Source organism: Curtobacterium sp. VKM Ac-2852 (genome assembly GCF_013205045.1).
GTDB classification, from domain to species: Bacteria; Actinomycetota; Actinomycetes; order Actinomycetales; family Microbacteriaceae; genus Curtobacterium; species Curtobacterium flaccumfaciens.
This window is the reverse complement of the sequence record NZ_JABMLI010000002.1, coordinates 425,583-450,640: the sequence shown is the minus strand read 5'-3', so window position 1 is coordinate 450,640 and position 25,058 is coordinate 425,583. Positions and strand designations below refer to the sequence as shown.

Annotated in this window: 29 protein-coding genes; 10 read left to right on the top strand and 19 right to left on the bottom strand. The window is 68.9% G+C overall.

What is annotated here, in order from left to right; all coding sequences use genetic code 11:
• Positions 1-66 precede the first annotated feature (66 nt).
• On the bottom strand, positions 67-882 hold the full coding sequence (locus HQQ79_RS08530; protein ID WP_027465507.1) for a sigma-70 family RNA polymerase sigma factor: 816 nt from the start codon (positions 880-882) through the stop codon (positions 67-69).
• Between the two features lie 443 nt (positions 883-1,325).
• Here HQQ79_RS08530 and HQQ79_RS08525 point away from each other — a divergent pair, with 443 nt between their 5' ends.
• The 5 genes from HQQ79_RS08525 to HQQ79_RS08505 all read left to right on the top strand — a co-directional run bounded on the left by HQQ79_RS08525 (position 1,326) and on the right by HQQ79_RS08505 (position 5,698).
• Positions 1,326-1,811: a flagellar protein FlgN gene (locus tag HQQ79_RS08525; protein ID WP_027465506.1), complete on the top strand. Its 486-nt coding sequence runs from the start codon at positions 1,326-1,328 to the stop codon at positions 1,809-1,811.
• A 4-nt stretch (positions 1,812-1,815) separates the two neighbouring features.
• Positions 1,816-3,237 carry a flagellar hook-associated protein FlgK gene (gene flgK / locus HQQ79_RS08520; protein ID WP_173033693.1) on the top strand — a complete coding sequence of 474 codons (1,422 nt, stop codon included), beginning with the start codon at positions 1,816-1,818 and terminating at the stop codon, positions 3,235-3,237.
• 2 nt (positions 3,238-3,239) lie between these two features.
• A complete protein-coding gene (locus HQQ79_RS08515) occupies positions 3,240-4,121 on the top strand; it encodes a flagellin (protein WP_173033691.1) in 882 nt (293 codons plus the stop codon).
• The gene (fliW, locus tag HQQ79_RS08510) at positions 4,118-4,486 is read left to right on the top strand and encodes a flagellar assembly protein FliW (RefSeq protein ID WP_027465503.1); all 369 of its coding nucleotides are present in this window, start codon (positions 4,118-4,120) and stop codon (positions 4,484-4,486) included. The genes HQQ79_RS08515 and fliW overlap by 4 nt, the downstream gene beginning before the upstream one ends.
• 249 nt (positions 4,487-4,735) lie before the next feature.
• Positions 4,736-5,698, top strand: coding sequence for a hypothetical protein (locus tag HQQ79_RS08505; protein WP_173033690.1), 963 nt, complete (start codon positions 4,736-4,738; stop codon positions 5,696-5,698).
• Positions 5,699-5,715: 17 nt separating this feature from the next.
• On the opposite strand, the gene HQQ79_RS08500 is transcribed toward HQQ79_RS08505, so the two are convergent.
• Positions 5,716-6,363: a hypothetical protein gene (locus HQQ79_RS08500; protein ID WP_173033688.1), complete on the bottom strand. Its 648-nt coding sequence runs from the start codon at positions 6,361-6,363 to the stop codon at positions 5,716-5,718.
• A 38-nt stretch (positions 6,364-6,401) separates the two neighbouring features.
• Between HQQ79_RS08500 and HQQ79_RS08495 the strand changes: the two genes are divergently transcribed.
• The gene (locus HQQ79_RS08495; protein ID WP_216852345.1) at positions 6,402-7,274 is read left to right on the top strand and encodes a hypothetical protein; all 873 of its coding nucleotides are present in this window, start codon (positions 6,402-6,404) and stop codon (positions 7,272-7,274) included.
• Positions 7,275-7,344: 70 nt separating this feature from the next.
• Here HQQ79_RS08495 and HQQ79_RS08490 read toward each other — a convergent pair whose 3' ends face one another.
• Together HQQ79_RS08490 and HQQ79_RS08485 are read right to left on the bottom strand one after the other, a co-directional pair.
• A complete protein-coding gene (locus HQQ79_RS08490; RefSeq protein WP_027465501.1) occupies positions 7,345-8,313 on the bottom strand; it encodes a beta-ketoacyl-ACP synthase III in 969 nt (322 codons plus the stop codon).
• Positions 8,314-8,375: 62 nt separating this feature from the next.
• Positions 8,376-8,783: a ChaB family protein gene (locus tag HQQ79_RS08485; RefSeq protein ID WP_111057211.1), complete on the bottom strand. Its 408-nt coding sequence runs from the start codon at positions 8,781-8,783 to the stop codon at positions 8,376-8,378.
• 99 nt (positions 8,784-8,882) lie between these two features.
• Here HQQ79_RS08485 and HQQ79_RS08480 point away from each other — a divergent pair, with 99 nt between their 5' ends.
• Positions 8,883-9,854 carry an aldo/keto reductase gene (locus tag HQQ79_RS08480; RefSeq protein WP_173033686.1) on the top strand — a complete coding sequence of 324 codons (972 nt, stop codon included), beginning with the start codon at positions 8,883-8,885 and terminating at the stop codon, positions 9,852-9,854.
• Positions 9,855-9,973: 119 nt separating this feature from the next.
• Here HQQ79_RS08480 and HQQ79_RS08475 read toward each other — a convergent pair whose 3' ends face one another.
• Positions 9,974-10,630 carry a tyrosine-protein phosphatase gene (locus tag HQQ79_RS08475; protein WP_173033684.1) on the bottom strand — a complete coding sequence of 219 codons (657 nt, stop codon included), beginning with the start codon at positions 10,628-10,630 and terminating at the stop codon, positions 9,974-9,976.
• Between HQQ79_RS08475 and HQQ79_RS08470 the strand changes: the two genes are divergently transcribed.
• Positions 10,602-11,207 (top strand): hypothetical protein, encoded by a 606-nt coding sequence (locus tag HQQ79_RS08470; RefSeq protein WP_216852344.1) that lies wholly within the window; start codon positions 10,602-10,604, stop codon positions 11,205-11,207. The two genes, HQQ79_RS08475 and HQQ79_RS08470, sit on opposite strands and share 29 nt — an antisense overlap.
• Before the next feature lie 183 nt (positions 11,208-11,390).
• On the opposite strand, the gene HQQ79_RS08465 is transcribed toward HQQ79_RS08470, so the two are convergent.
• From HQQ79_RS08465 to zapE, 14 genes are all read right to left on the bottom strand, one after another.
• Positions 11,391-11,738, bottom strand: a complete 348-nt coding sequence (locus HQQ79_RS08465; RefSeq protein ID WP_173033680.1) for a hypothetical protein — start codon at positions 11,736-11,738, stop codon at positions 11,391-11,393.
• Positions 11,739-12,136: 398 nt separating this feature from the next.
• Positions 12,137-12,970 (bottom strand): hypothetical protein, encoded by an 834-nt coding sequence (locus HQQ79_RS08460; RefSeq protein WP_173033678.1) that lies wholly within the window; start codon positions 12,968-12,970, stop codon positions 12,137-12,139.
• A gap of 113 nt (positions 12,971-13,083) precedes the next feature.
• Positions 13,084-13,923 carry a hypothetical protein gene (locus HQQ79_RS08455; protein ID WP_216852343.1) on the bottom strand — a complete coding sequence of 280 codons (840 nt, stop codon included), beginning with the start codon at positions 13,921-13,923 and terminating at the stop codon, positions 13,084-13,086.
• Positions 13,924-14,359: 436 nt separating this feature from the next.
• Entirely contained in the window at positions 14,360-14,848 is a 489-nt protein-coding gene (locus tag HQQ79_RS08450) for a hypothetical protein (RefSeq protein ID WP_173033675.1), read from the bottom strand.
• 78 nt (positions 14,849-14,926) lie between these two features.
• Complete coding sequence (locus HQQ79_RS08445; protein ID WP_173033673.1) at positions 14,927-15,451, bottom strand: hypothetical protein; 525 nt, start codon at positions 15,449-15,451, stop codon at positions 14,927-14,929.
• A gap of 421 nt (positions 15,452-15,872) precedes the next feature.
• Positions 15,873-16,220 carry a hypothetical protein gene (locus tag HQQ79_RS08440; RefSeq protein ID WP_173033671.1) on the bottom strand — a complete coding sequence of 116 codons (348 nt, stop codon included), beginning with the start codon at positions 16,218-16,220 and terminating at the stop codon, positions 15,873-15,875.
• 3 nt (positions 16,221-16,223) lie between these two features.
• On the bottom strand, positions 16,224-16,535 hold the full coding sequence (locus HQQ79_RS19160; RefSeq protein ID WP_173033669.1) for an RNase A-like domain-containing protein: 312 nt from the start codon (positions 16,533-16,535) through the stop codon (positions 16,224-16,226).
• Complete coding sequence (locus HQQ79_RS08430; RefSeq protein WP_173033152.1) at positions 16,469-16,840, bottom strand: hypothetical protein; 372 nt, start codon at positions 16,838-16,840, stop codon at positions 16,469-16,471. Before HQQ79_RS08430 ends, HQQ79_RS19160 begins: the two co-directional genes overlap by 67 nt.
• Entirely contained in the window at positions 16,840-18,993 is a 2,154-nt protein-coding gene (locus HQQ79_RS19155) for an RNase A-like domain-containing protein (RefSeq protein ID WP_173033667.1), read from the bottom strand. The genes HQQ79_RS08430 and HQQ79_RS19155 overlap by 1 nt, the downstream gene beginning before the upstream one ends.
• On the bottom strand, positions 18,990-19,349 hold the full coding sequence (locus HQQ79_RS08420; protein WP_027465489.1) for a DUF6507 family protein: 360 nt from the start codon (positions 19,347-19,349) through the stop codon (positions 18,990-18,992). The genes HQQ79_RS19155 and HQQ79_RS08420 overlap by 4 nt, the downstream gene beginning before the upstream one ends.
• 45 nt (positions 19,350-19,394) lie before the next feature.
• Entirely contained in the window at positions 19,395-19,751 is a 357-nt protein-coding gene (locus HQQ79_RS08415) for a hypothetical protein (protein WP_173033665.1), read from the bottom strand.
• Complete coding sequence (locus HQQ79_RS08410; protein WP_173033663.1) at positions 19,748-20,869, bottom strand: DUF6177 family protein; 1,122 nt, start codon at positions 20,867-20,869, stop codon at positions 19,748-19,750. Before HQQ79_RS08410 ends, HQQ79_RS08415 begins: the two co-directional genes overlap by 4 nt.
• 98 nt (positions 20,870-20,967) lie before the next feature.
• Positions 20,968-22,212, bottom strand: a complete 1,245-nt coding sequence (locus HQQ79_RS08405; protein ID WP_254066179.1) for an ammonium transporter — start codon at positions 22,210-22,212, stop codon at positions 20,968-20,970.
• Positions 22,213-22,453: 241 nt separating this feature from the next.
• Entirely contained in the window at positions 22,454-23,404 is a 951-nt protein-coding gene (gene zapE, locus HQQ79_RS08400) for a cell division protein ZapE (RefSeq protein ID WP_254066213.1), read from the bottom strand.
• A gap of 212 nt (positions 23,405-23,616) precedes the next feature.
• Here zapE and HQQ79_RS08395 point away from each other — a divergent pair, with 212 nt between their 5' ends.
• Together HQQ79_RS08395 and HQQ79_RS08390 are read left to right on the top strand one after the other, a co-directional pair.
• Positions 23,617-24,528, top strand: a complete 912-nt coding sequence (locus HQQ79_RS08395) for a sulfurtransferase (protein WP_173033659.1) — start codon at positions 23,617-23,619, stop codon at positions 24,526-24,528.
• A complete protein-coding gene (locus HQQ79_RS08390) occupies positions 24,525-24,983 on the top strand; it encodes a SufE family protein (RefSeq protein WP_173033657.1) in 459 nt (152 codons plus the stop codon). The genes HQQ79_RS08395 and HQQ79_RS08390 overlap by 4 nt, the downstream gene beginning before the upstream one ends.
• Positions 24,984-25,058: the final 75 nt, after the last annotated feature.

The window sequence follows — 25,058 nt, the reverse complement described above, 5'->3', positions numbered from 1 at the left end:
ATGGATGACTCTCGGCCGGTTGCCGGGAGTCGTTAGGGGATCGGCGGAGAAGTTTCCGCCGACGTCTCAACTCGCCGCGACGGCCGGGCCGGACGCGGCGTCGTGCACGGCACGGGCGACACCGGCGGCGGCGTTCGTGGCGACACGGGCGAGGTAGGCGCTGCGGCGGGCCGCGGTGGTGCGGCTCGCGGGCTCGACGGTGGTGCCGTCGCCGTAGTGGGCGGCCAGACCGTCGTGGAGCAGGCGCATCGCCTCGGACCGCTGCTGCGAGACGGCCGAGTGCGTGATGCCGAGCTCGGCGGCGACGTCGGTCACCGAGCGGTCGCCGAAGTACACGGCCTCGACGATGAAGCGCATCCGCTCCGGCAGGGCCTCGACCGCGGCGCGGAGGTACCGGCGCTTCTCGGTCTCGAGCAGGTCGTCCCCGGGGAGCGGCAGGTCCGCGGCGACGAGGTCGTGCACGGTCTCGTCGAGCGGCGCGACGGTCCGGGCGGCGTCGCTCATCGCGTCGACGGCGGTCTGCTTGTCGACGCCCATGGCATCGGCGATCTCCTGGGCACCGACGCTCCGACCGAGGCGTGCGGACAGGGCCTCCTGCGTTGCCAGGGTCTCGCGGATCCGCTTCCGGGTGCCGCGGGAGGCCCAGTCGGCCGAGCGCATGTCGTCGGCCAGCGCACCGGCGATCCGGGTGCGGGCGTAGGCGCCGAACGGCACGCCGAGGGTGGGGTCGAAGGCCTCGGCGGCTGCGACGAGAGCGAGCGATCCGACGGCGGCGAGGTCGTCGCGGTCCAGGTGCGTCGCCCGGGAGCGGACGTCGGCCACGATGTAGCCCACGAGCGGGAGGTGCTCCACGATCATCGCGTTGCGTTCGGTGCGGTCCATGCTGTTCCCCTGGTCGACCTGACGTGTGTCGGCTCACCCGTCCGTGGGCGCGACGGACGCCGGCCTCGGATGGCCGGTGCGTACGCCGAAGACCCGCCCGGGTCCCTCCGAGCGGTGCACCCCGCATCGTTCCCGAGCGGTTCCGGGTGTCCCCCGGGGTGCGTTCTGAATGTATCGGCTGGCAATGCGCTGAACAGGTGCACAACCGTCCCCAGTGCGGGGGTGTCAGGCCCCGTTTCGGGTCGGCATTTGGGGGGACCCGGGGTCGGGAACGCTCGTTCTTGTCCCCCGACGGGGGTCATCGGGTCACAGAGTCGACGAGTACGGGGGACGGCACTCGGCCGCCGGGGCTTACGGTCGCGGTCACGGAGTCGATAGGTCCCGGTGTCCGCAGGATGACGGACCGGGGACCACCCCGACGAACCACCACCTGGGAGGAGCTGATGAGCGTGAACGACCTGTCCGCCGTGCTCTGGCGCGAACGCGAGCTGCTCGAACTGCTCACCTTCAAGCTCGAGGAGGAACAGCTCCTGCTCACCGCGGGCCGCTCCCGCTGGGTGTCGCACGCCAGCCGCGAGGTCGAGCAGGTCCTCGACCGGCTCCGCAGCACCGGTCTCGAGCGCGCCGCGCAGAGCGCCGAGGTCGCCGAGGAGTGGGGCGTGGCCGCCGACGCTCCCCTGCGCGACGTCGTCGCCGCGGCACCGAACGGGCCGTGGGGCGAGATCCTGTCGTCACACCTCACCGCGATGGTCGAGCTGACCACCCAGATCGGTGCCCTCCGCGACGAGAACGACCGGTTCCTCCGTGCCGCCGCCCAGGCCACCGAGGAGACCCTGGCGGGGACCGTCACCGGCGCCGCCACCTACGACGCCAGTGGCACGTCCGGCGCAGGCCAGGACGGCGCCCGCCTGTTCGAGGGGACGCTGTAACACCGTGGTCAGCACCTTCGGATCCCTCGCGACCGCCTACTCCGGCCTCGCAGCCGCCCGTGCCGGCATCGACGTCACCGGCCAGAACATCGCGAACGCCGGCACCGCGGGCTACACGCGGCAGCGCGTCACGCAGAACTCGATCCCCGCGACCCAGACCGGGTTCATGCGGGGCACCGCGGCCCTCGCCGGCCAGGGCGTCTCGGTCGACGGCATCGCCCGCCTGGCGTCCCTGACGCTCGACGCCGGTGTCCGAGTCGCCGCCGGTTCCTCGGCCTACGCCGATGCCCGCGCCACGACGCTCTCCGCCCTCGAGACCGGGTTGCACGAGCCCGGCAAGGACGGCCTGAGCGCCAAGCTCGACGCGTTCTGGTCGTCCTGGAGCGAGCTCGCCAGCCACCCCGACGACCCGGGTGCCGCCAGTGCCGTGCTCGGGTCCGCGGGCACCGTCGTCGCCGCCCTGGCCGCCGGCTCGAAGGCCGTCGACGCGCAGTGGTCCTCGGTGCGCGGCACCCTGACCGGGCAGGTCGCCCAGCTGAACGGCGCCGCGGAGCAGGTCGCCGACCTGAACGGCCAGATCCGCACCGCGCTCGCCTCGGGCGGCAACGCCAACGAGCTGCTCGACCAGCGCGACCAGCTCACGCAGCAGATCGCCACGCTCGCCGGCGGCACCACCCGGACGAACGCCGACGGCACGGTCGACGTGCTCCTCGGCGGCAACCCGCTCGTGCAGGGCACCGACGCCCGCTCGGTCGCCCTCGGCGGCGGCGAACGTCTCACCGACGGCACCGCGGTCACCCTGACCTGGACCACCGGCACGGCCGGGGCGGTCGGACTGGGCGGCGGGTCGATCGGTGGCGCCCTCGCGGTCCTCGCACCCGCGTCCGGCACCGGCACCGGCGGCGCACTCGCCGAGGCCTCCGCGTCCTACGACGCGGTGGCCACCCGGCTCGCCACGACCGTGAACGCCCTGCACGCCGCCGGGACCACCCCGGACGGCACCACCGGCGCCCCCTTCTTCTCCCTGGCGGCCGGCGTCCCCGCCGCCCAGGCACTCGGCGTCGTCCCCACGGACGCCGGTGGGCTGGCGACGCGGAACGCGGCGGGGGAACTCGACGACTCGTTCGCCGACGCGCTCGCGCGACTCGGGGCGTCGTCGGACGGCGCCGACCAGGTCTGGGCGACGTTCGTGGCGGGGGTGGGCACCGCCTCCAGGTCGGCCACGTCGGAATCGACGATGACCGGACTCGCGCTCACCAACGCGCGCACCCAGCAGCAGTCGAGCGCCGGCGTCGACCTCGACGAGGAGAACGTCAACCTGCTGAGCTACCAGCACGCGTACCAGGGCGCGGCGCGCGTCCTGACCGCGGTCGACGAGATGCTCGACACCATCATCAACCGCGTCGGACTCGTCGGGAGGGGCTGATCGTGATCACCCGTGTGACCACCCAGATGTCGATGGCGGCCGCCTCGGCCCGGCTGCAGGCCGGTGCCGCGCGGGTCGCCGAGCTCACCGACCAGGCCACGACGCTGCGTGCGATCCAGAAGCCCTCGGACGACCCGGTCGGCACCGCGTCGTCGATGCAGGTGCGCAAGGAGCAGGCCGCAGCCGCGCAGTACTCGCGGAACGCGAACGACGCCGCGGCGTGGCTCGCGACCACCGACAGTGCGCTGTCCGGCGTGTACTCGGTGCTCAACAACGTCCGCGACCTCACGGTGCGGGCCGCGAACTCCGGCACCATGAGCGACACCGACCGCGACGCGTTCGTCACGCAGTTCCGGTCGCTCAAGGCCGACCTCGAGGCACGCGCCAACACGACCTACGGCACCCGTTCGGTGTTCGCGGGATCGTCGACCGCCGCTGTCGCCTACGACCCCGCGACGGGTTGGGCGGCATCGGGCACCGACGTGTCCCGTCGGGTCGGCGACGGCACCACGGTGCGGGTCGACACCTCCGGCGCCGCGGTCTTCGGCTCCGGCGACGACTCGGTGTTCGGCATGATCGACTCCATCGTCAGCGACCTGCAGAACGGGGTGAACGTGAACGCTCGCATCGGGGACGTCGACACGGCGCTCGGGACCGTCCGCGGCGCCCAGGCCGACGTCGGCGTCCGGCACGCAGCCGCCCTCGCGGCACAGGACTCGCTGAAGTCCGCGACCGTCTCGCTCGAGAGCCGCCGCGCCGACATCGAGGACGTCGACCTCGCGAAGGCCGTCCTCGACCTGCAGGTGCAGCAGACCAACTACCAGGCAGCCCTCGCCGTCACCGCGAAGGTCCTGCAGCCGACCCTGATGGACTACCTCCGATGAGCATCTCCCTGACCTTCGCCGTCCCGCCGTTCGGGCTCGCTCCCGCCGCAGCCTTCGAGCTCTCGCCGGTCGACGGCGCCGAGGGGCTGTTCACGCTCGTCGGCGACGACGCACGGCTGTTCCTGCTCGACGCGGCGGTGCACCTGCCGTCGTACGCGCCGGAGCTCACCGACGAGCAGGCCGCCGGGCTCGGGTTGACCGACCCCGCCGACGCGATGCTGCTCGTGGTCGCGAACCCCGGAGCGTCCGGCACCACGGTGAACCTGCTCGCGCCGATCGTCGTGAACGCCCGGACGGCCGTGGGCGCGCAGGTCATCCTCGAGGAGCAGGACCTGCCGCTGCGGGCGGAGCTCGCGCGGGTGTAGGTGGGGGGCGGGGGCGGGCCCGGTCGACGCGGAACGACACTGTCGACGTCGTACGACATCGGTGCTGTCGCACCTCCGCGTCTGCAACAGTTGCGCACGCGTGACAGCGACAGAGTCGCCGTCGTACGACATCGACATCGTCGCAAGTTGCGTCCGCGTCATCCCTCCACAGCCTGGAGGCGCGGTTCGTCATCCACAGATCGGCTCACCGTCGCCCCGTGGTCGGTCCCGGCGATCGATGGTTGATCCATGGACGACCGCGCACGCACCATCCCCCTCATCCGCACGACCGGCAAGCCCAGCGCCGAACGCCGGGCACTGCAACGCCGGGTCCGTCGGGGCGAGTTGGTCGCGGTACGTCCGGGGGTCCTGGTCTCCCCGTCGTCGGTCGTCGGACTCCGGCCCGAGGACCACCTGTTGCTCCTGGTGCGCGCAACCGCGCCGATGATCCACGCGCCGAGGGCCTTCGCGCGCTCGGCTGCGGCTGCCGTGCACGGACTCCCCTTCGTCCATGCCCCTCCGGCGAAGGTCGACGTGGTCGATCCGCGCCGCGAACGCTCCGACACGTCAGCACATCTGCGGCTCCATCCCGGACCGCTCGTCCGCGAGCCGACGCCCAACGCACGGTGGGCCGGCCTGCCCGCGACCACCCCCGCGGAGATCGACGGAGCGCCCGTCACGTCATTGGCACGGACCCTCGTCGACATCGCGGGTTCGTCCACCCTCGAGTTCGCGCTGCCGATGATCGACCAGGCGCTCCACGATCGGCATCTCCTGCCCGAGGTCCTGCTCGACGAACTCGCCGCGACGGGGCCCACGGGCCACGACAAGGCAGGGATCGCCGTGGGGATGGGCTCGGCGCTGTCGGGGTCACCGGCGGAGTCGGTGTGCCGCGTCCGCTTCCGCGAACTCGGCGTGCCGGAGCCGGTGCAGCAGCACGTGTTCGCCCGGGCCGGATCGGCCACGGCGATCGTGGACTTCTGGTTCCCCGACCAGGGCGTGGTGGTCGAGGTCGACGGCCGCGCGAAGTACGAGGACCCGGCGCTGCTCGACGGGCGATCCACCGCGGACGCGCACTGGCGCGAGAAACGTCGTGAGGACTTCATCCGGTCGTTCCCCGAGGTCCGTGTGGTCGTCCGACTCTCGTGGTCCGACCTGATGCAGCCCGACCGGGTGCGGGCTGCTCTCCGGCGGGCGGGTGTCCCGTGCTGAGGCTGCGTGTTCGGCGATCAGCGCGGAAGACGCGGCGCATCCGGGTGGTATGTGCGCTGACGCTCGATCCTCGGCCGATCGGACGCTTCACCGGCGTGCGCCACCCCACCGACCACGACCTCACCGAGTCCCACGCGGACACCACGGACCGGCCCGGTGCCCTTGACCACGCCGCCGCGGTGGTCCGGGTCGGGTTCGCGGTGGTCGCCGCCGTCCTCGAGCTCGACGTCGCGCACGGAAACCGCTCCGAGCACCTGCGCGCCCTCGCCGATCCGCGCCGGCCCCTCGACGAGACACCCTGCCGTCAGGCGAGCCCGACCACCGATGACGACGTCGGACCCGTCAGCCACGATGGTCACCGGGCCCGGGCCGAGTTCGGCACCCTCGCCGATGTGCACGGCCGACGCCGACGCGACGACGGTCACGGGTCCGGGGCCCAGGCGGGCACCGGCGGCCAGCGTGATCACCCCACCGTGCCGGGTCTCGAGCGTCGTGGACGGGTACAGCTCCACGCCGGGCAGGACCGACACGCCCACCCCGACCAGGACGGACGCGGGATCGAGCACCCGGACCTCGGGCGCGAGGGCGGCCACCTGCCGGACGGTCAGGAACCCGGCCGCACGACGGGCGTCGTCGAGTGCTCGCTGCGCGGGGTCGGTGTCCATCCAGCGAGCCTCTCACGTGTGCGGCGTACGGTGATCGCATGGCCCGCGCCCCGAAGGACCAGTCGATCGTGCCCCTGCCGACCGCACCGGTCTCCCCCACCGCTTCCGACCCCCGAACGCAGCAGGTCCAGCCCTCGGGCTGGGCCAAGTGGCTCGATCGGGTCATCAGTGTGCAACGCCCCGTCGTGGTCGCGCACGTCAACGCGATCCGTCGCCGCAAGCCCGACGCGACCCCCGCCGAGGTGATCCAGATCCTCGAGCGGCAGTACCTTGCCGCCGTCACGACCGGCGGTGCCGCGGTCGGTGCGAGTGCGGTGATCCCCGGGGTCGGGATGGCCGCTGCGCTCGGACTGAGCGGCGCCGAGACGGTCGGGTTCCTGGAGACCACCGCCCTGTTCGCACAGTCGGTGACCGAGGTGCACGGCATCGCACTGGACGACCCGGAGCGCGCCCGCACCCTGGTGATGGCGATGATCCTCGGCGCACCGGGCACGCAGCTCATCAAGCAGCTCGCCGGACAGGCCGCCGGCGGTCAGGCCCGGACCGCGTTCTGGGGCGAGATGGTGACGTCCTCGCTGCCGAAGCAGGTCGTCAACGGCATCGGCGGACAGGTCCGTGACCAGTTCATCAAGCGCTTCGCCATCCGACAGGGCGGCTCGGTGCTCGGCCGCGCGCTCCCGTTCGGCATCGGAGCGGCCGTCGGCGGTCTGGGGAACCACGCCCTGGGGCGCAAGGTGATCCAGGCGTCGCGGACGGGGTTCGGCATGCCGCCGGCGGAGTTCCCGATCGTGCTGACGGTCACACCGGCTGCCGAGAAGACCCGGCGTGCCCTGCCGTGGAAGCGCGGCGCGGGCAAGGACCAGGACCTCTGGACCGAACCGGGCCACGACGGCCCCCGCGCGAAGCGTTAGCGGGACGACCGAGCAGGGCCCGGGCGCGGTTGCTCAGCAGCCGAGCCCGGGCCGTTCGTGCAACTGCGCCTCAGAAGGACCGCACCGGCGTCGTCACGACCTGCCCGGCATGGGCGAACCCACCACCGAACCCGAACAGCAGCGCCGGCACCCCCTCCGGCAGGTCGCCACGCTCCCACGCCTTCGACAGCCCGAGCGGCACGCTCGCGGCCGAGGTGTTCCCGGACTCGACGACGTCGCGGATGACGAACTTCGACTCGCCGCCGAGCGCGGTGACGAGCGGCTCGATGATCCGCAGGTTCGCCTGGTGGAACGCGAACACCTCGATGTCGTCCATCGACAGCCCGGCGGCCTCGACGACCTTGCGGGCGTGCCCCTCGGCCTCGGTGATGGCCCAACGGTAGATCGAGCGGCCCTCCTGGTTGAACCGCCCGGGCGAACCCTCCACACGGACGGCGTCGAGCAGGTGCGGCACGCTCCCCCACGACACCGGGCCGATCTCGGGCGTCTCGGCGACCCCGAGCACGGCGGCACCGGCCCCGTCACCGACGAGTACGCACGTCGACCGGTCGGTCCAGTCGGCGATACCGGACAGAACCTCGGACCCGATGACGAGCGCGACGTCGGCCGAACCGGTGCGGATGGACTGGTCGGCGAGCCCGAGCGCGTACTCGAAACCGCTGCACGCGGTGTTGATGTCGATCGGCGCCGGGCCGTTCGTCATGCCGAGAGCGGCGGCGACCCGACCTGCCGTGTACGGGGCGCGGTCCTGGTGGGTGGTGGAGGCGACGATGACGAGTCCGACGGCCGAGGGTGACACGCCGGCGTCGGCGAGGGCGCGGCGTCCGGCCTCGATCGCCATCGACGTCACGGTGTCGTCGGGCCCGGCGATCCGACGCGTCTGGATCCCGGTGCGGGTGCGGATCCACTCGTCGTTCGTGTCGACCATCGTCGAGAGCTCGTCGTTGGTCAGGACGCGTTCGGGCTGGTGGTGTCCGAACCCGAGGATCCGGCTGCCGCGGAGTGCTGGGATGTTCATCGTCGGCACGTTACCCCCTCATTCCACCGCCGCATGCCGATGGGGGAATGGAGACCACCGCATCACTTCCGCGCCGCTGCGGTCGCGCGGTCGTTCGCCTTGCCGATCGCCTCGACCAGCTCGTCCTTGGTCATCTTCGAGCGGCCGCTGACGTCGAGCCGCTTCGCGACGTCCATCAGATGCGCCTTCGAGGCGTTCGCGTCGACGCCGCCCTCGGTCTTCCCCGAAGAACGCGAACCGGAACCGCGGGAGCCAGCGGCACCGGAGTCGGACGGCCCGGAGGACTCCTTCTCCTCCCAGTGGTCGCCGACCTTCTCGTACTCGTGCTTCACGGCGGCGAACGCCGTGCGGTGCGCCCGCTCGCCCGGGCCGTACGTCTCGTTCGCCGAGTCCAGTGTCTTCTCGAAGACCTCCTGCGCGTGCTCCGGTGACCGCTGCAGGGTGCTGGGGATCTCGTCCTTGGCTGGCATGACTGCTCCTCTCGAGTGGTACCCCCTGACTACTCCCCACCCCTCGACCGGTACTCCCAGGGCCTGGCGCCCGCAGCGCGTCACGAGTAGACCCGTCTCATGGACTACACACACCTCGGACGGACAGGGCTGTCGGTCTCGCGCGCCGTGCTCGGCACGATGAACTTCGGCCCGGAGACCAGCGAGGACGACTCGCACGCGATCATGGACCGGGCCCACGAGCTCGGCGTCAACTTCTTCGACACCGCCAACGGCTACGGCGGCTCGGTGGGCAAGGGCGCCACCGAGGAGATCATCGGCCGCTGGTTCGCCAAGGGCGGCGGACGTCGCGAGAAGACGGTCCTCGCCACCAAGGTCTACGGCGAGATGATCGACTGGCCGAACGGCGGCAAGCTCTCGGCGTACAACATCCGCCAGTCGCTCGACGCTTCGCTGCGCCGCCTGCAGACCGATCACATCGACCTGTACCAGATGCACCACGTGGACCGGGACACCCCCTGGGACGAGATCTGGCAGGCCATGGAACTCGCGGTCGCACAGGGCAAGGTGCTCTACGTCGGCTCGTCGAACTTCGCCGGCTGGCACATCGCCCAGGCGCAGGAAGCCGCGAAGCACCGCGACTTCCTCGGCCTCGTCAGCGAGCAGTCGATCTACAACCTCGTCGTCCGCGACGTCGAGCGCGAGGTCCTCCCCGCCGCCCGCCACTACGGACTCGGCGTGATCCCGTGGTCCCCGTTGCAGGGCGGCCTCCTCGGCGGCGTGATCGAGAAGACCGAGAACGGCTCGCGTCGCCTCTCCGGCCGCAGTGCCGAGTACGTCGACTCGCACCGTGACCAGCTCCAGGCCTACGAGTCCTTCGCGAAGGAGCTCGGCCACACCCCCGGCGAGCTCGCCCTCGCGTGGCTGCTGCACCAGCCCGGCGTCACCGCGCCGATCACCGGCCCGCGCACGATGGAGCAGTGGGAGTCCGCGGTCCGCGCCGTCGACATCCGCCTCGACCAGCGTGCGCTCGACCGGCTCGACGAGATCTTCCCGGGGCACAAGACCTCGCCGGAGGACTACGCCTGGTGACGTCGCCGACGGAACCAACGGGTCGCTGACGCGACCATCTGCTTGGAGGCGCGGGGCGGGTCGGACCCGCACCGCGCCTCCAGTGCGTGGTCACGTCCAGAACGCGACCAGCGTCGCGATCAGAGGCGCGCGATCTCGTCGTCCTGCAGGCCGATCGCCCGCAGGTACGCATCGACCGAACCCCAGCGACGCTCGACGTGGTCGATGACCGTGGTCATGATCTCCGGCACGCACCGTTGCGCGATCGCGGTGGCCTCGGGGTCGGCGCTCGCTGCGCGTTCCCGCGCGAAGCGGTCGACGAGCCGGTCCGCACTCATGGCGTAGTCCTCACCGATCGCGTCGATGTCCGCGCCCCAGTGCCGTGCGAGCAGCGCGCTGACGATCCCAGTGCGGTCCTTCCCGGCCGAGCAGCAGACCAGCACGTCGCCGTCGGTGGCAGCGACGGCGCGGAGTGCTTCGGCGATCCCGGTGCGGTGCCGGTCGAGCCAGTCGATGTACTGGTCCTCGAGGGCGATCGCCTCGGCTGCCGACTCGAGCCCCGACGACGGATCGAACATCGGGACACCGAGGTAACCCGGCGACGCCGCGAGCGGATGCGGCACGGCGGCGGTCTCGTCGACTCGGCGGAGGTCGACCACCGCGGCGAGACCGGGCGGGTAGGCGTCCGGCCCCACCGGTTCGGTGTTCGCCCGGTACACGGTGCGGGGGTGGTCGGCCTGGAGGGCGGTACCGCCGACGGGGCGGAGGTTGGCGAGGCTGCTCGTCGTCGAGGTCATGCTTCCACTCTGCCGGGAACGACCCGTCTGCGAGGATCGAACCATGAGTGAACACACCGAACTCATCGTCGCCCTCGACATCGCCGAGCGTGATCAGCGACGAATGGCTGCCGACGTGAACGATTGGCTCCGCGCGTCCGGCTGGAGCGTCCGATCGGCGTCCGCGAACGGGCCGGATGCCCTCGGTGCGCACGCGGACTCGTTCCGTGAGTCGACGTCGACGTGGAGGAGCGCACCGTCAAGCGCGATCCTCTGCTCCGTCGAGGACTCGATGTGGGACGCGGTCAGCGACATGGAAGGTCCGCGCTGCTGGCAGTGCGACAGCGAAATCGCCGACGAGGACATCTCGCACCTCGGCGACTGGATGTCCGGCCCAGAACCGGTGTTCACGTGCGGCCAGTGTGGAGCAGTTGCCCTCGCCGGCGACATGAACGTGGCGAGCAGTGTCGTGTTCGGGAACCCAGGAATCACGATCGAGTGTTTCGGGTACGACGGCATTGCCCTCGCGCGGCGGCTGCTGACCGAGGTCCGTGGATCATTCGCGAACCGATGGGCTTACGTGCACCGCCAACGGTGACCTCGTCTCGAAACTGGCGTGGCCCTGTCGTCCCGGCGCTCACGCGGAGCGCGGTAGCGCTCCTCGCCGCCCCCGTGACCGTCCGAGCGCCGTGATGGCAACGTTCAGCTCAATGCCCGAGAACGTCGCCGGTACGAAGGGGAGGTCGTGTTCGGAACTCGGTCGAGTCCGAGTGCTCACCATTCAGTCGAAGACCTTTGGAACCGCGCCGTCGGCGAGCTCGTCTACTCGCTTGCCAACTTCGCGCAACAACGCCCGACCTGACCCGGAACCAAGGCGGTGGTTCGCGTTCATCCGACGAAGAAAAGCGTGTACCTCCCGATCCTCGGCGCCGTCAGCACCCAGCGAGACGAACTCCTTCGACATTCCAGCAAGCTCTTCGCGGCTGAACCCGTCGATGTAGAAGTCGACGTAGTCGGCAACGGACGAGTAGTCATCCCACCAGTATTGGTAGAGGTTCTCCAGGAAGCCCCCAAGGAGAGGAATCGCTTCGGAGTAGTTCTCGTACCCGATCTCGGTCAATCCAGTCATCTCACCCTCCGAGGCGTGTCGGGTACGCGGTCCGGACCAGGAAACCGCCTGGACTGTTCTTGTCCCACAACAACTGCATCCACATCTGCTCCTCGTCTGCGAAGACCCCGTCACCGAACCGCCGTCCGATCGCCTGATCGAACGTCGCGGTGATGTGAAGATCCTGGGTTTGGGTTTGGGTTTGGGTTTGGGTTTGGGTTTGGGTTTGGGTTTGGGTTTGGGTTTGGGCTTGGGCTTGGGCTTGGGCTTGGGCTTGGGCTCCATGTTCAACCGGTTCGAGGTCTTGTCGACTCAGCTGTCCCGGGTGCGGCCGATCAAACGGTTGAGATCGTCCCCAGGGAGACGGAATCCGTCCCGTCGGGCTCGGCGTTCACACCCGAAGCTCAGCCGTCCGCTGATCAGGATGCCGACTGCGCGTTGAGGAGTTCTTGACTGGCGAGAGCTACAAGCGGACCCATCAGGGCCTCGACATTGACCCGGACGACGTCGTCATCGTCGAGCGCCGCTCTTGTTGGCTCCGCTGCATCCGCAGTCGACCCCGGTCTGAACTCGATCAGTCCGCCCTCGGACGCCTCACGACAGAGGCGCAAGACCTGCCCGACATGCGTCGAGCCGACGAGTTCGCTGGAGACGACCTCAGCAACTTGATCTGCTTCCACTGCAACACCGTCGTCATCGCTACCGGCCTGGATGGCGTCGCGGATCATGTCTCGAACGATCATCCAGTTCTCGCTGCTCGCGAGCGGCGCGAGCACTGGCTGCCAAGCATCCACGAAACGAAGCGGATTGGCTGCGAGGCGCTGGACGAGCCACTCCGGCGTGGTCTTGGCATCCCGCGGGTACTGCTTGAGATCTTCGCGAAGCTGCGTGGTCTCGATGCGCTCAGATTGCACGATGCTGCCATCGAGGTCGACCTGGACCGGCCACAGCGGCTCAGTGTCCCAGTCGAAATCGAACCGATAGGCTCCGGAGCTCTCGACCTGGAGTCGCCCCGTGAACCAAGCGCCGTGGTCCGCATCAGACATGAAGGCTCGAAGATCCTTCCAGGCTTGCCACTCCGCCAGGTCGGCGGGAGGGCCGAAAGTCACCCCGCTCGCGGTGAGCACCGCCCGCTGCAGTCGCGACGAGACACCAAGGTTCACAAAGACTGAAGTCGCGCGCGACCACGCGCTCGGCATGCGGTCGAAGGTCAAGATCGCAAGGCGATTCTGCAAGCCGACCAGATCTTCCACTGAGTTCAACCTTTCAGTCCCCGGCTCGGTCAACATCTCGAAGGGAACGGGATTATCATCTCAGGCGACGAATTCCTGAAGTCGTACCAGGAGGAGTGGTCCCGGAGCTCATCTCAAGACTTCACGACGTTCGCGATCTCCTGGTCCGCGAGCTGGTCGATGAGCGACAGCAGCACGACGACGTTGCGATGGAACGCTTGGTCGTTGCTGATCGCGTCTCGCGACGGGCCACCCTCGTCCGAATTCAGCTGCGCAGGCTCGTCGACCACACCCGCTGCCGCTGCATCTCGGAGTAAGCGCATCATCTGACTCACCCGTGTCGATGCCAGCAACTCACTGTAAACCGCTTCGGTGATCACATCACGTTCTAGTACGGCATCTCGATCATCGCCGAGCAGCTGGATCGTGTCACGGACCATGTCCCGGACGATCGACCAGTTCGGGCTGCTCCCGAGCGGCTCGAGTCGGGCGTCCCACCTGTCGGAGAAGTGCAGCGGAGATGCGCCGAGACGCTCGACGAGCCATGGTGGTGTCGTAGCCGCAGGCCGCGGATGCATCACCATGTCTTCTCGCAATTCCGAGTTCTCCACCGGCAACGAGTCCACGAGCTGTCCATCGATGTCGATCAGCAGTGGCCATCGGGGCTCGTCGTCCCAGGAGAACTCGAACTGGTAAGCACCACTTGAATCGAGGCGCAGGCGCCCTGTGAACCAGGCACCCTGTTCTGGTTCGGCCATGACTTCGCGCAGACGACTCCACGCCTCGAATTCCGCGAGGTCAGCGGGAGGGGTGTGAATGACTGCAACACCAGTGTCGACGGCCCGCTCGATCCGCGCGGTCACGCCGAGACTGACGAAGACACTCGTCGAACGTTGCCACCCTGATCCCAGCCGGTCGAACGTGAGGATCGCGAGCGCATTCTGTTGGTCGATGACGTCAGATACAGAATTCAATCTGCGAGGCCTCCGGCCCTTGTTGCCGCCTCATGCGAGACGTGGTTCGTGACGCGGACTTGTTGCAGGTGCTCGACACCGTCCCGTCCCCAGTGGACCAGAATATCGACCCACGATCAGCGCGGCCAACATGCTGTATCTCGCGGCTCAGGTACACCGAGGTGTTCGGATCTTCCCGCAGCAACTTGGAGATGGAGTTCTCCACCCTCCGGGCTGCTCCCAGACTGACACTTCGGCCGTGTTCCGGAGTGAGATCCACTCCGTACGCTGAACCGCCATGGTCGGCCGACAGCAGGTGCCCACCATGGTCTTCGGCAAGTCGGTCCGGACCGCCAGCCAGCCGCTGCTCATCAGCGTCCCGCACGCGCTCGCGCACGCTGAGCAGGTAGTGGCGATCGATCATCGCTTCACAACGACTCGGGCGGCACTGTCTACTTCAGCCGAACTCGACACGAACATCCGAGGCACCCCAGATGTCTTTGATCCTCATGCCAAGGCCTCGGAACCGTTCGTCCGCGGAGATCGGCAAATCGATTTCTACCGCCTCGCCGAAGCGCCGACCCCGAAAGTCCACAACGAACTCGTTCGGTTTGTTGATGATGGTCTGAAACGCCGCACCAGCCGTGACCGATGCATGCAGCATTGACCCACCAGAAATCACTGAAGCCAACGAAAGCGTGAATCCCCGCGCCGGTTCCGCAACGCCGTCGACTTTGTACGGCGACGAACCGACGAGTCCGGACCATGACCGCTCATCTGCACTATCGACGTTCTGATCGTTGACCGTCCATATTCCATCGAACACAGGCAGCGCAACCTTGATCGCGGCGGACGTGTCAACCAGGCGGGCAGCGATCACGTTCGCAGACTCGGGCCTTGCATCCCAGTCGGCCACGAGGTACCAGTCGGTGACATTGGTCTTCACGCTGAGGCAGGGTCCGATCGAAGCTCAGGCCTCACGGGTTGTCTCGGTTCAGACAAAAAAGCCCCGTTCGCTCCCAACTCATTCACCGAGAAGGTCCTCAGGAGCACGGTCGGCAACCTTCATGCTCTCTGCCTCCCAGAGCACCTCGAGGGACTTTGCGAGGTCAACGAATGCTTCGAAACCCGGACCCGACGTGCTCAGAGTCACCGGCTCGCCGAAATCCACCAAAGAAAAGTCCACAGAGACCGAGTTCGGTGCCACCCGTCGCGTTTGATGTGTGGCACCGGCACGCACGCGGATGGCCGCATAGCTACCGTCAATCACTGGCGAGAGCAGCAAGAAGCTGAACCCCCGAGCCGGATCCGGCTCACCGTCGACACGCAGCAGGCTCGATCGCACGAGTTCGGGCACTGCGTTGTCCCTGTACTCGACTGAGCCGACCTCGCTGCTCACCTTCCACGCTCCCTCAAACTCCGGGAACGCTCGGACGAACCGATCGCAACTCTGCAATGCGAGATCCGCGATCTCCTCAGCGGACTGTTGCCGCGCTGCCCACTGCACTTTCATCTGCCAACCTGAAACGTCAATGACGCTGCTCACCATCCTGCAAACCCATCCGGTAGAGGCCGGTATTCCACGACCAGTCCATCGTAGTCGGCGGCGAGTCGAGCGAACTGTAGTGCTCACCACCGAACGGAACTGAATCAGTCATTGATCTTCCTTCATGAAATCGGGTAGTCGCCCGTCGTGTCCACGAAGACCCGTTGACCGTCCTCGACGCGGAGCCGTCGAGCGCGGTCTATCGGCCGTGTTCGGTGCGGATGACCAGCTCGGGGACCGTGCCGTCACCAGCTTGTTGGATACCCGTCGAGTACTGCTGCTCGGCCAACCCTGCATTGTTGCGCTTCACCAGTTCCCACGTCGCGGTGGCGCGGTCAGACTGCAGTTCGACGTGTCCGATGACCGGCTGGTCCCCGGGAGTGAACGCAAGCAGTTGTTGTCACCGCGGCTGAAACCGATGTCGCTAGGCCGACGGCCGGAACACGTGAGTTACAACTGCGTTCGCGAATTCCTTGAGGAACGCCCGCCCACCCAATCCGGTGTGGGTCGTCGGGTCGACGCTGGCGTTCAGCTCGAGGATGAGAGCCGACACAGCCGCATCGTCCATGTCGGTATTGAGTACTGAGTCAATCTCTGCCCGTACATCAGTTGCGGACTGCACAGAAAATCCTTCAAGAGCATCATCGAATGCTTCAGAAGCATCACGATAGTCCATCTCCCAGGTGGGGTAGAAAATCGCAGGGAGAAGAGATGAAAGCGCAGGAAAGGTTCGACGAAGTTCTACTGCACCCAGATCTTCGATGTCCGGCATGTATCACGCCTCCGGAGGCGTTGGGAATGCGGTCTTGATGAAGAAGCCCTGCGGTGCAGCGGTGTCGCGTCTGAGGATCACTGTGACCGTGTGGCTATCGACGACTTCATGAAGGTAGTACCGACCAATCGGGTCCCGGAACGTCGCGGTGAACGCTTTAACCTTGTCTGTTCCCGCCAACCACCCGTCCACGGAGCCCTTGTTTGCATCGAGCGTCTCACCGAGAACTCTATTGAGATCATCGACAGTCAGCCGGAACGCGCCGTACGATTGCCATGATCCGCCGGCTTCGAGGCCCCATCCGTTAGAGTCCACAGAAGGTGTGCAAACGCTTGATCAGTCATCTCAAATTCAGAGTCGACCCAGAGATCCGCTCCAGACACTTCGAACAGGTGCGCAAGCTCGGCGCCGGTAGGAGCAGCGGCGAGAACCCCTGAGACCTCCTGATGGATCAGGCCGCGGCCGGCCGTAGTGTAGCCACTGAGGCTATCATCTAGCGCGTCTCGAGCCGATGCGAAATCATCGCGCCAGTCCGCGTGGAATGTTGCGTTGAGAAGATTCCAAAGCTCCGGAAACTCCTGTTTCATCGCACTTTCCGTCAGCCGATCGATTTCCACCATTAACCCTCTCCAGTAAATGTCGGATAGGCAGTCTTCACGTAGAAGCCCCCTGGCGACGTTGGATCTCGCTGCAGCACGATCCGCACGCTCTTCGAGTCGGTAAATTCCGTCCCGTAATGACGCCCGATGACGGTCTCGAACTCGGCATCGAACGCACTCGACGGACTCTCACCACCGAGCCATTTTCGGACGCCACCAGCATTTGCATCGATCCCGTCCCCGATGACACGGTGAAGGTCGTCCACGTTCAGTCGGAACGCACCATTGCCCGACTTGGGCATGGGTTCACGGCTCGCGATCTCGGCGTCCGTCTTCAACGACGCACCGTCGCTTCCCCAGTAGTGTCTGTCCAATGTGTGAGCGCGCTCATGCAACTGCTCGACAGATTGCAGCCCGCCCTGCTCGCGAAGTGCTTCCGAGAAGCCGTGGTCCTCGATCGTCACCGGGGTGCCGTCCACGAACACCGAGCCAGATTCGTAGCGGACCGGATCAGGCACCGATTTGGAGACGAGATCGGAAGAAGGGCTCTCGGGCCCATCATTGTCTGGACTCGCGCCATCGGCCTCGACGTCTGGTCGCCCGGTCGTGTTCTCGTCGGCCGCACGGCCGGTGCCGTGCACACCGCCATCATGTGAAGTGCCGCTGTCCGGATCGGCAGAGTGCGACGCTGCTGCGTCCGCAGGCGAGTGCTCAAAGCGCGTCGGGGTGCCTCCACCATCCACCCGATCCGCCACCGAGTGCAACCAGTGCCCACCCGAACCCGGGTTTCCCACCTCGATGTGTGGCCGCCCGACCCCGACGCCGAACCCGTCCGGCGTCGCCATGGCGTGCTCGACGCTGACCTTCACGGTCGGGATCTTGTCCCCGAGCCCCCGGAGCGCATCCGCGAACCCGCCACGCCCCCGCGCCAGCAGGTCCGAGACTCCCGACAACGCCTTGCCCGGCAGGCCCGACAGCGCATCCCCGACGCGCACGATCGTGGTGCCGGCGGCAGCGACCTTGGACCCGATGAGCGCGAGCTTGCTGCCGTCGGCCCCGAGCACCGCGAGCCGCGACCCGAGCGCCGCCACCTTCGCGCCCGCGCCGATCTCGCCCGCGCCGGGGATGAACAGCGTGCCGATGTTGAACGCGGCACCACCGGCGGCGTGGGCGGGGTCGTCCCGCCAGTCCTCCGGCGACCCGACGAAGCCCTCGACGAGGGTCTTCTGCTGGTCCATGATGTTCCGCGCGGTGTCACCGACGACATCCGGCAGGACGCCCTTGGGGAGCGCCGCGGCGATGAGCAGCGGCGGGCTGCCCAACAGGACGATCAGTCCGAGGGACTCCGCGAAGCCCTTCCAGGACTGCGCCGCCCAGTCTCCGTCGCCCCACTCGCCGGTCTGCGAGTTGTAGCCGACGAGGCCGCCGAGTCCGTCGATGGTGCCGGTCAGGGCATCGTCCATGCCGGAGTTGAACGACTCCGAGCAGGACTGGTCGCCGCGCCCGGTGCTCCCCCATGGCATCGGTTCGTTCGCCTTGACGGCAGCGTTGTAGTCGACGGCCTGTACCTGGGGCAGACACATGTCCGTGCGCAATCCGTTGATCGCGTTGACGCACTCGGCGGAGGCGGCGGAGAGCTTCGTCTCCTGCGCGGCGACCTTGGTGAGCAGCTCGTTGTTCTCGTCGACGTACGGCGTGTACTGGTCCCACGGCAGGTGCACGTCGTCGAATTGCTGGCCGAAGTTCTCGACGAGCCCGACGATGCCCTGGTTGGCCGGGTGCTCGGGGTCCCACGGGCCGACGGTCTTGCCCTTGAGCGCCTTCTCGACGAACGTCTCGGCCTCGGCCTTCAGCTCGACGAGCCGCTTCGCGATGGGCGCGACCGCGGTCGCGTAGTCGCCGATGAACGTCGACGCCTTCTGCAGGGTCGCGGCGAGTGCGGCGGTGTCGGTCTCGACGCCGTCCATGACCGCGAGCAGTTCGGTGGAGTCCGGCGTGGTGTAGCTGCTGCCGAGCTTCGCCCAGGCGGTCTTCACCTCGCCGCCGCGCGTCTCGACGTCGGTGGCCGACGTCGAGAACGCCGTGCCGGCGGTCTCGACCTTCGCCGCGTCGATGTTCGCGCCGGGGATCGCGTCCGGGTCGATCAGGCCGTCGGCGCGGCACTGGCCGCTCACTGGTCACCACCCAGGTCGAAGGCCGAGAAATCACCGGTACTGGAGGCCCGGATCGCGTTTGTCTGCGCCGTCGCGGCCATCTCCTCGTCACCGTGGTAGTAGGCGAGGGTCGCGGTGGCAGCGCCGGCCAGACCGGCGGTGATGTGGTTGCCCACGCGGGTCAGGAGGGCCGAGTGGCTCTCGATGAGTGCCGCGACGGCGCCGGCAACCGCCTGGTCGTCGCCGACGGCGGTCGTGAGCGCCGCGTGCGCGTCGGCGAGACCGTCGAACGCGGTCGAGAGGTTCGTCGCCGCGGTCTCGGTGTCGGTGAGCGTCGTCTGCACGCCCGCGGGCTCGATCTGCCAGCCGTTCCCCATGGCTCCCCCTGGTCGTCGTCCCGCTCGGTCAGAGCGATCGCGTGGTCAGTGCACGGCTCGGGACGCAGCCGTTCCCCCGGCGGCGTCCGCGATGCTGTGCACGATCCGCTCGGCCGTCCCCCGGAACGGGGGTTGCGCGGCCGTGTGGATCTCGGTCCACCATAGCCGATCACCCGCCACCGACAACGGTCTGGTGAGCAGCCGCTCCGCGTCGATGACGCTGTCGAGACGGCGGGACTGGAAGAGCGTGAGGAGCACCACCCCACCGTCCGAAACGAGCTGCAACGCATCGCCCGCCCAGAGCTGCCGGATGCCGATCATCGGGTCGACCGCAGCGGCCCCGGTCAGCACGGCGGCGGCGTCCACGTGCTCGGCGCTGAGGATGGTCCACTCGGCGCTCATCGGTCCGCCCCGAACCCGAGCAGTGCGACGGCACGGGGGCCGAGCGCGGTGCCGAGCTCGGCCAGCCGCCGCCAGCGGGCCTCCACCTCGGCGCCCCCGGTCAGCCCTGCGGTCGGCGGCGAGAAGTCGAGCAGCAGCGACGGCACGCGCGGCGGACCGACCGGGGTGGCACCCACCGGCACCGAACCGGCGTCGATGCCGAGGTCCCGCACGGCGGCGGCGCCGAGAACTGCTCCGAGGGGGACGGGCATGCCGTGCTGCCGAGCGGCGAGGGTCGCGTCTGCGTGCCCGCCCGACCGCCACGCCGTTGCGAGCAGCACTCGCTGTCGACGCGCGAGGTCGGCCAGGACGTCGACGACCGGACCGTCCACCGGAGGCGAGTCGTTCCCGTGGACCGGCACCGTGCCTCTCCCCACCGGCACGGCCGGCCCGCCGCTGGCGCGTCGCCCCGGAACCGGCGGCGTGGGCCCTGGCCGTGGCAGTGCCAACCGTGTCTCCTCGGTGACGCCCGTCGCGGACCGTTCGATGCGGAGTTGCACCGCACCGAACCCGCCGTCGACCGGGGCGACGGCGACGAGCCGGGTCGGACGGGGCGCGCGCCCACGGGCGAAGTCCGTGACGGCACCGACGCTCCACGCGAGCGTGGCCGGCTCGACCGTGCCCCAGGCCGTGGGCGCACTGCCGGCGAGTCCCTCGAGCAGGAGCTCAGCGGTGCGACCGATGCCGGCCTGCTCGGTGGCGGGGTGGTGGACGGACACGATCAGCTCGACCCAGGGGACCTCGTCGGCGCCGAGCCGGGTGGTGCGCGGCGAGGCCTGCGGGGCGAACATCGCGGTCGCGACGTCGTCGACGACCTCGGTGGAGCCGGCGGCGCGGTAGCGGTCGCCCTCGCGGACGACCCACGCGCTGCTCGTGCGCCGGAGCATCGCGAGCATCGCCGGGGTGAGGCGGCTGGTGGGCGGGGTGAGCAGCACGAACGCGAGGTCGGCGGCCCGTGTCTCGAGCACCACGCCCATGCGGGCGGAGGACAGCGACACGATCGCGGCGTCGGTCTCGGAGACGACGAAGCCGGGCCCGACCGCGTCGACGAGCGGGTGCGCGAGGGTGACGTCGTCCACGCCGGAACCCTACCGGCCGGGGATGGTCCCGCACACGACGACGGGCCCCGCGCTGCTGTGTGCGCGGGGCCCGTCGTCGTGCGGGTGGTGGAGCGTGTCTAGCGGACGCTGACCGGGCTGTCGTCGGTCTGCTCGTAGAGGACGTAGCCCTCTTCGCCGTGGACCGCGGTGTCGATGCCGGCGACCTCGTCCTCGGTCTTGACGCGGAAGCCCATCGTCTTCTCGATGACCCAGCCGATGATGAAGGCCAGGACGAACGAGTACGCGCCGACGGCACCCGCTGCGGCCGCCTGCTTGCCGAGCTGCTCGAACGAGCCGGAGTAGATCAGGCCGGTGTCGTTGGCGAAGAAGCCGAGGAACAGCGTGCCGAAGATGCCGCCGACCAGGTGCACGCCGACCACGTCGAGCGAGTCGTCGAAGCCCAGGCGGTACTTCCAGTCGATGGCGAAGCAGCAGACGATGCCGGCGAGGAAGCCGAGCAGGATGCCCCAGCCCGGGGTCAGGTTGGCACAGGCCGGGGTGATCGCGACCAGGCCGGTGACGGCACCCGAGGCGGCACCGACGGAGGTCGCCTTGCCGTCCTTGAGCTTCTCGACGAGCAGCCAGCCGAGGACCGCGGCTGCGGGAGCGGCGAGCGTGTTGATCCAGGCGAGCGACGCGACACCGTTCGCGGCACCGGCGGAGCCGGCGTTGAAGCCGAACCAGCCGAACCACAGGATGGCGGCGCCGAGCAGGACGAAGGGCGGGTTGTGCGGCTTGTGCGCGCCCTTGGCGAAGCCGACACGCTTGCCGAGGACGATCGCCAGGGCGAGACCCGCCGCACCGGCGTTGATGTGCACCGCGGTGCCACCGGCGAAGTCGATGACGCCCCACGTGGCGGCCCAGCCGGAGGTCAGGTTGAAGACCCACGAGGCGACCGGGAAGTAGACGACCGTGACCCAGATGCCGGCGAAGACCATCCACGCGCCGAACTTGGCGCGGTCGGCGATGGCGCCGGAGATGAGCGCGACGGTGATGATCGCGAACGTCGCCTGGAAGCCGACGAACGCGAGGTCGGGGTAGGTGGCGGCGAGCGTGGTGGCCTGGGACTGTTCGAACGCCTGGCCGAGGCCGATCTGGTTCCAGTCGATGCTGAAGAACCCGACGACGCCGCTGACGGCCGTGTGCGGCCCCGTGTTGGCGAAGGCGATCGCGTAGCCGTACAGCACCCAGAGGACGCCGACGAGCGCGATCGCACCGAAGGACATCATCATCATGCTGATGACGGACTTCGCCTTCACCAAACCGCCGTAGAAGAAGGCCAGGCCGGGTGTCATGAACAACACCAGCGCAGCCATGATCATGATGAAGCCTGTCTGGCCCTGATCAAGCATCTGTTCACCTCTCGATTGCACGAGCGGCTCTTGGACCGCCTCGGGTGTCACCGAGTCTGGCGAGGCGAGGTTTCACGAGGGAGCACGAACTGTTTCGCGGATGTAACGCGACCGCGCCGTTTGTAAACGTCGTGTTTCCGCCGGCCCGATGTCCCCTGCGCGAGGGGCCCGAGACCGCCGTGGACAGATCGGTCCGGGCAGCGAGCGACGTTCAGGCGCGGGTGAGCGCCACGACGCGGGACGCCGCGCGCAGGTACTTCTTGCGGTAGCCGCCCTCGAGCATCACGTCGGGGTACACCTGGTCGAGCGGGGTCCCCGAGGCGACGATCCGCACCTGCGCGTCGTACAGCCGGTCCACCAGGGCGACCCAGCGCAGCGCGTCGGTCTGGTCGGTGAACGCCTGGACGTCGGTGAGCCCGACGGCGTCGAGGTCCTCGACCAGCGCGACGTACTTCGAGGGGTGCACGGAACCCAGGTGCGCGACCACCGCGCCGAAGTCGTCGAGCGTCACGGAGCCGGACGGCAGCGCGGCGGGCACGTCGGACACCACCTGCGCCGACTCGTCCACGGCACGTCGGCGGTAGTCGAGGCCGTCGATGCGCATGGTGTCGAAGCGGTCCGACATGGCCTGGATCTCGCGCAGGAAGTCCTGCGCGGCGAAGCGTCCCTCGCCCAGGGCTCCCGGTGGCGTGTTCGACGTCGCGGCGAAGCGGGTGCCGGTCTCGGTCAGTTCCTTGATGAGCCGGGTCATCACCATCGTGTCGCCCGGGTCGTCGAGCTCGAACTCGTCGATGCACACCAGTGCGGTGCCGCGGAGCAGGTCGACCGTCCCCTGGAACCCCAGGGCGCCCACGAGCGCGGTGTACTCGATGAAGGTGCCGAACGTCTTCCGCCCGGTGGCCGCGTGGTAGGCGGCTGCGAGCAGGTGGGTCTTGCCCACGCCGAACCCGCCGTCCAGGTACACGCCGGACTTCGCCGCGGGTTCCGCCGACTGCTTCCGGCGCCCGAACAGCCCGCGCCGCGGGGCGTCCGCGGGACCGGCGGCCACGAACGCGGCGACGGCATCGCGGACCGAGGCCTGCGAGTCGTAGTCCGGATCCGGCCGGTACGAGTCGAACGACGCGTCCGTGAACTGGGGCGGGGGCACGAGCGCCGCGGCCATCTGCTGCGGGGTCACCCGGGGATCACGGTCGACGAGGTGAGCGGGCAATCGGGGAACCCTTCCGGGAAGCATGTCGTGGGGTGTCACGTTGCGTCAGGGGCACGGTACGTCCGCGTACCGTTGCCCACAGGCACCGACGCCCGATCCTAGTCCGGCGCCAGCAGCACGCTCCCCAGCACCACGCTCCCCCGCACCCCCTGGAGGTACCCCCGATGACCGCACCGGTCGACCCGTCCGAGAAGTTCGCCGCCTACGCGCACCCGGAGCGCCTCGTCTCCACCGAGTGGCTGCAGGAGCAACTCGACGCCGGGGCCGGCGCGCCCGACCTGGTGGTCGTCGAGTCCGACGAGGACGTCCTGCTCTACGAGACGGGGCACATCCCGGCCGCCGTGAAGATCGACTGGCACACCGACCTCAACGACCCGGTGCAGCGCGACTACATCGACGGTGCCGCCTTCGCCGAGCTCCTCGGCGGCAAGGGCATCGGCCGCGACACCACGGTCGTGATCTACGGCGACAAGAACAACTGGTGGGCGGCCTACGCCCTCTGGGTGTTCACCCTGTTCGGCCACGAGGACGTCCGCCTGCTCGACGGTGGTCGTGGCAAGTGGATCGCCGAGGACCGCGCCCTGACCACCGACGAGACCCCGGTCACGCCCGTCGAGTACCCCGTCGTCGAGCGCCACGACGAGCCCGTCCGCGCCTTCAAGGACGACGTCCTCGCGCACCTCGGCAAGCCGCTCATCGACGTCCGCAGCGCCCCGGAGTACAGCGGGGAGCGCACGACGGCGCCCGACTACCCTGAAGAGGGCGCGCTGCGCGGCGGCCACGTCCCCACCGCCGTGAACATCCCCTGGGCGACGGCCGCAGCCCCCGACGGCACCTTCAAGTCACGCGACGAGCTCGACGCCGTCTACCGCGACGGCGCCGGCATCGGTGACGCCGACGAGGTCATCGCCTACTGCCGCATCGGTGAGCGCTCGAGCCACACCTGGTTCGTCCTGCAGCACCTGCTCGGCTACGACAACGTCCGCAACTACGACGGCTCGTGGACCGAGTGGGGCAGCGCCGTCCGCGTCCCCATCGTGCAGGGATCCGAGCCGGGTACTGTTCCGAACCGATGAACGCCAGCACCGACGCACCACTCCCCGCCACCCTCGCCGAGATCCGCGACGACTTCCTCGCCCTGGGTCAGAAGGACCGCCTGCAGCTCCTGCTCGAGTTCTCGAACGAGCTGCCCGCACTGCCCGAACGCCTGCAGGGGCACGAGGATGAGCTCGAACGCGTCGAGGAGTGCCAGTCCCCCGTCTTCATCACCGTGACGGTGGGCGAGGACGGCGACACCCCGGACGTGGTCCGGATGCACGCCACCGCCCCGCGCGAGGCGCCGACCACCCGCGGCTTCGCCTCGATCCTGGCGCAGGGACTGTCCGGCCTGACCGTCGAGCAGGTGCTCGCCGTGCCGACGGACTACCCGCTGACCATCGGCCTGTCCGAGGCGGTCAGCCCGCTGCGGATCCGCGGCATGGTGGGCATGCTCGGACGCGTCCAGCGTCAGGTGCAGGCGGCGGTCGCGTAGACGCGACCCGTTGACGGACAGGAGGCGCGGTGCCCGCTGGCCCCGCGCCGCCCGGCCGGGGTGGGGGGCGGACAA

What these genes read in the sequence shown, in the direction of transcription:
- HQQ79_RS08530 (WP_027465507.1), bottom strand. Translation starts at nt 882, where the DNA reads ATGGACCGCACCGAACGCAACGCGATGATCGTGGAGCACCTCCCGCTC.
- HQQ79_RS08525 (WP_027465506.1), top strand. Translation starts at nt 1,326, where the DNA reads ATGAGCGTGAACGACCTGTCCGCCGTGCTCTGGCGCGAACGCGAGCTG.
- fliW (WP_027465503.1), top strand. Translation starts at nt 4,118, where the DNA reads ATGAGCATCTCCCTGACCTTCGCCGTCCCGCCGTTCGGGCTCGCTCCC.
- HQQ79_RS08505 (WP_173033690.1), top strand. Translation starts at nt 4,736, where the DNA reads ATGGACGACCGCGCACGCACCATCCCCCTCATCCGCACGACCGGCAAG.
- HQQ79_RS08500 (WP_173033688.1), bottom strand. Translation starts at nt 6,363, where the DNA reads ATGGACACCGACCCCGCGCAGCGAGCACTCGACGACGCCCGTCGTGCG.
- HQQ79_RS08495 (WP_216852345.1), top strand. Translation starts at nt 6,402, where the DNA reads ATGGCCCGCGCCCCGAAGGACCAGTCGATCGTGCCCCTGCCGACCGCA.
- HQQ79_RS08490 (WP_027465501.1), bottom strand. Translation starts at nt 8,313, where the DNA reads ATGAACATCCCAGCACTCCGCGGCAGCCGGATCCTCGGGTTCGGACAC.
- HQQ79_RS08485 (WP_111057211.1), bottom strand. Translation starts at nt 8,783, where the DNA reads ATGCCAGCCAAGGACGAGATCCCCAGCACCCTGCAGCGGTCACCGGAG.
- HQQ79_RS08480 (WP_173033686.1), top strand. Translation starts at nt 8,883, where the DNA reads ATGGACTACACACACCTCGGACGGACAGGGCTGTCGGTCTCGCGCGCC.
- HQQ79_RS08475 (WP_173033684.1), bottom strand. Translation starts at nt 10,630, where the DNA reads ATGACCTCGACGACGAGCAGCCTCGCCAACCTCCGCCCCGTCGGCGGT.
- HQQ79_RS08465 (WP_173033680.1), bottom strand. Translation starts at nt 11,738, where the DNA reads ATGACTGGATTGACCGAGATCGGGTACGAGAACTACTCCGAAGCGATT.
- HQQ79_RS08445 (WP_173033673.1), bottom strand. Translation starts at nt 15,451, where the DNA reads ATGGTGAGCAGCGTCATTGACGTTTCAGGTTGGCAGATGAAAGTGCAG.
- HQQ79_RS08440 (WP_173033671.1), bottom strand. Translation starts at nt 16,220, where the DNA reads ATGCCGGACATCGAAGATCTGGGTGCAGTAGAACTTCGTCGAACCTTT.
- HQQ79_RS08430 (WP_173033152.1), bottom strand. Translation starts at nt 16,840, where the DNA reads ATGGTGGAAATCGATCGGCTGACGGAAAGTGCGATGAAACAGGAGTTT.
- HQQ79_RS08420 (WP_027465489.1), bottom strand. Translation starts at nt 19,349, where the DNA reads ATGGGGAACGGCTGGCAGATCGAGCCCGCGGGCGTGCAGACGACGCTC.
- HQQ79_RS08415 (WP_173033665.1), bottom strand. Translation starts at nt 19,751, where the DNA reads ATGAGCGCCGAGTGGACCATCCTCAGCGCCGAGCACGTGGACGCCGCC.
- HQQ79_RS08405 (WP_254066179.1), bottom strand. Translation starts at nt 22,212, where the DNA reads ATGATCATGGCTGCGCTGGTGTTGTTCATGACACCCGGCCTGGCCTTC.
- zapE (WP_254066213.1), bottom strand. Translation starts at nt 23,404, where the DNA reads ATGGCCGCGGCGCTCGTGCCCCCGCCCCAGTTCACGGACGCGTCGTTC.
- HQQ79_RS08395 (WP_173033659.1), top strand. Translation starts at nt 23,617, where the DNA reads ATGACCGCACCGGTCGACCCGTCCGAGAAGTTCGCCGCCTACGCGCAC.
- HQQ79_RS08390 (WP_173033657.1), top strand. Translation starts at nt 24,525, where the DNA reads ATGAACGCCAGCACCGACGCACCACTCCCCGCCACCCTCGCCGAGATC.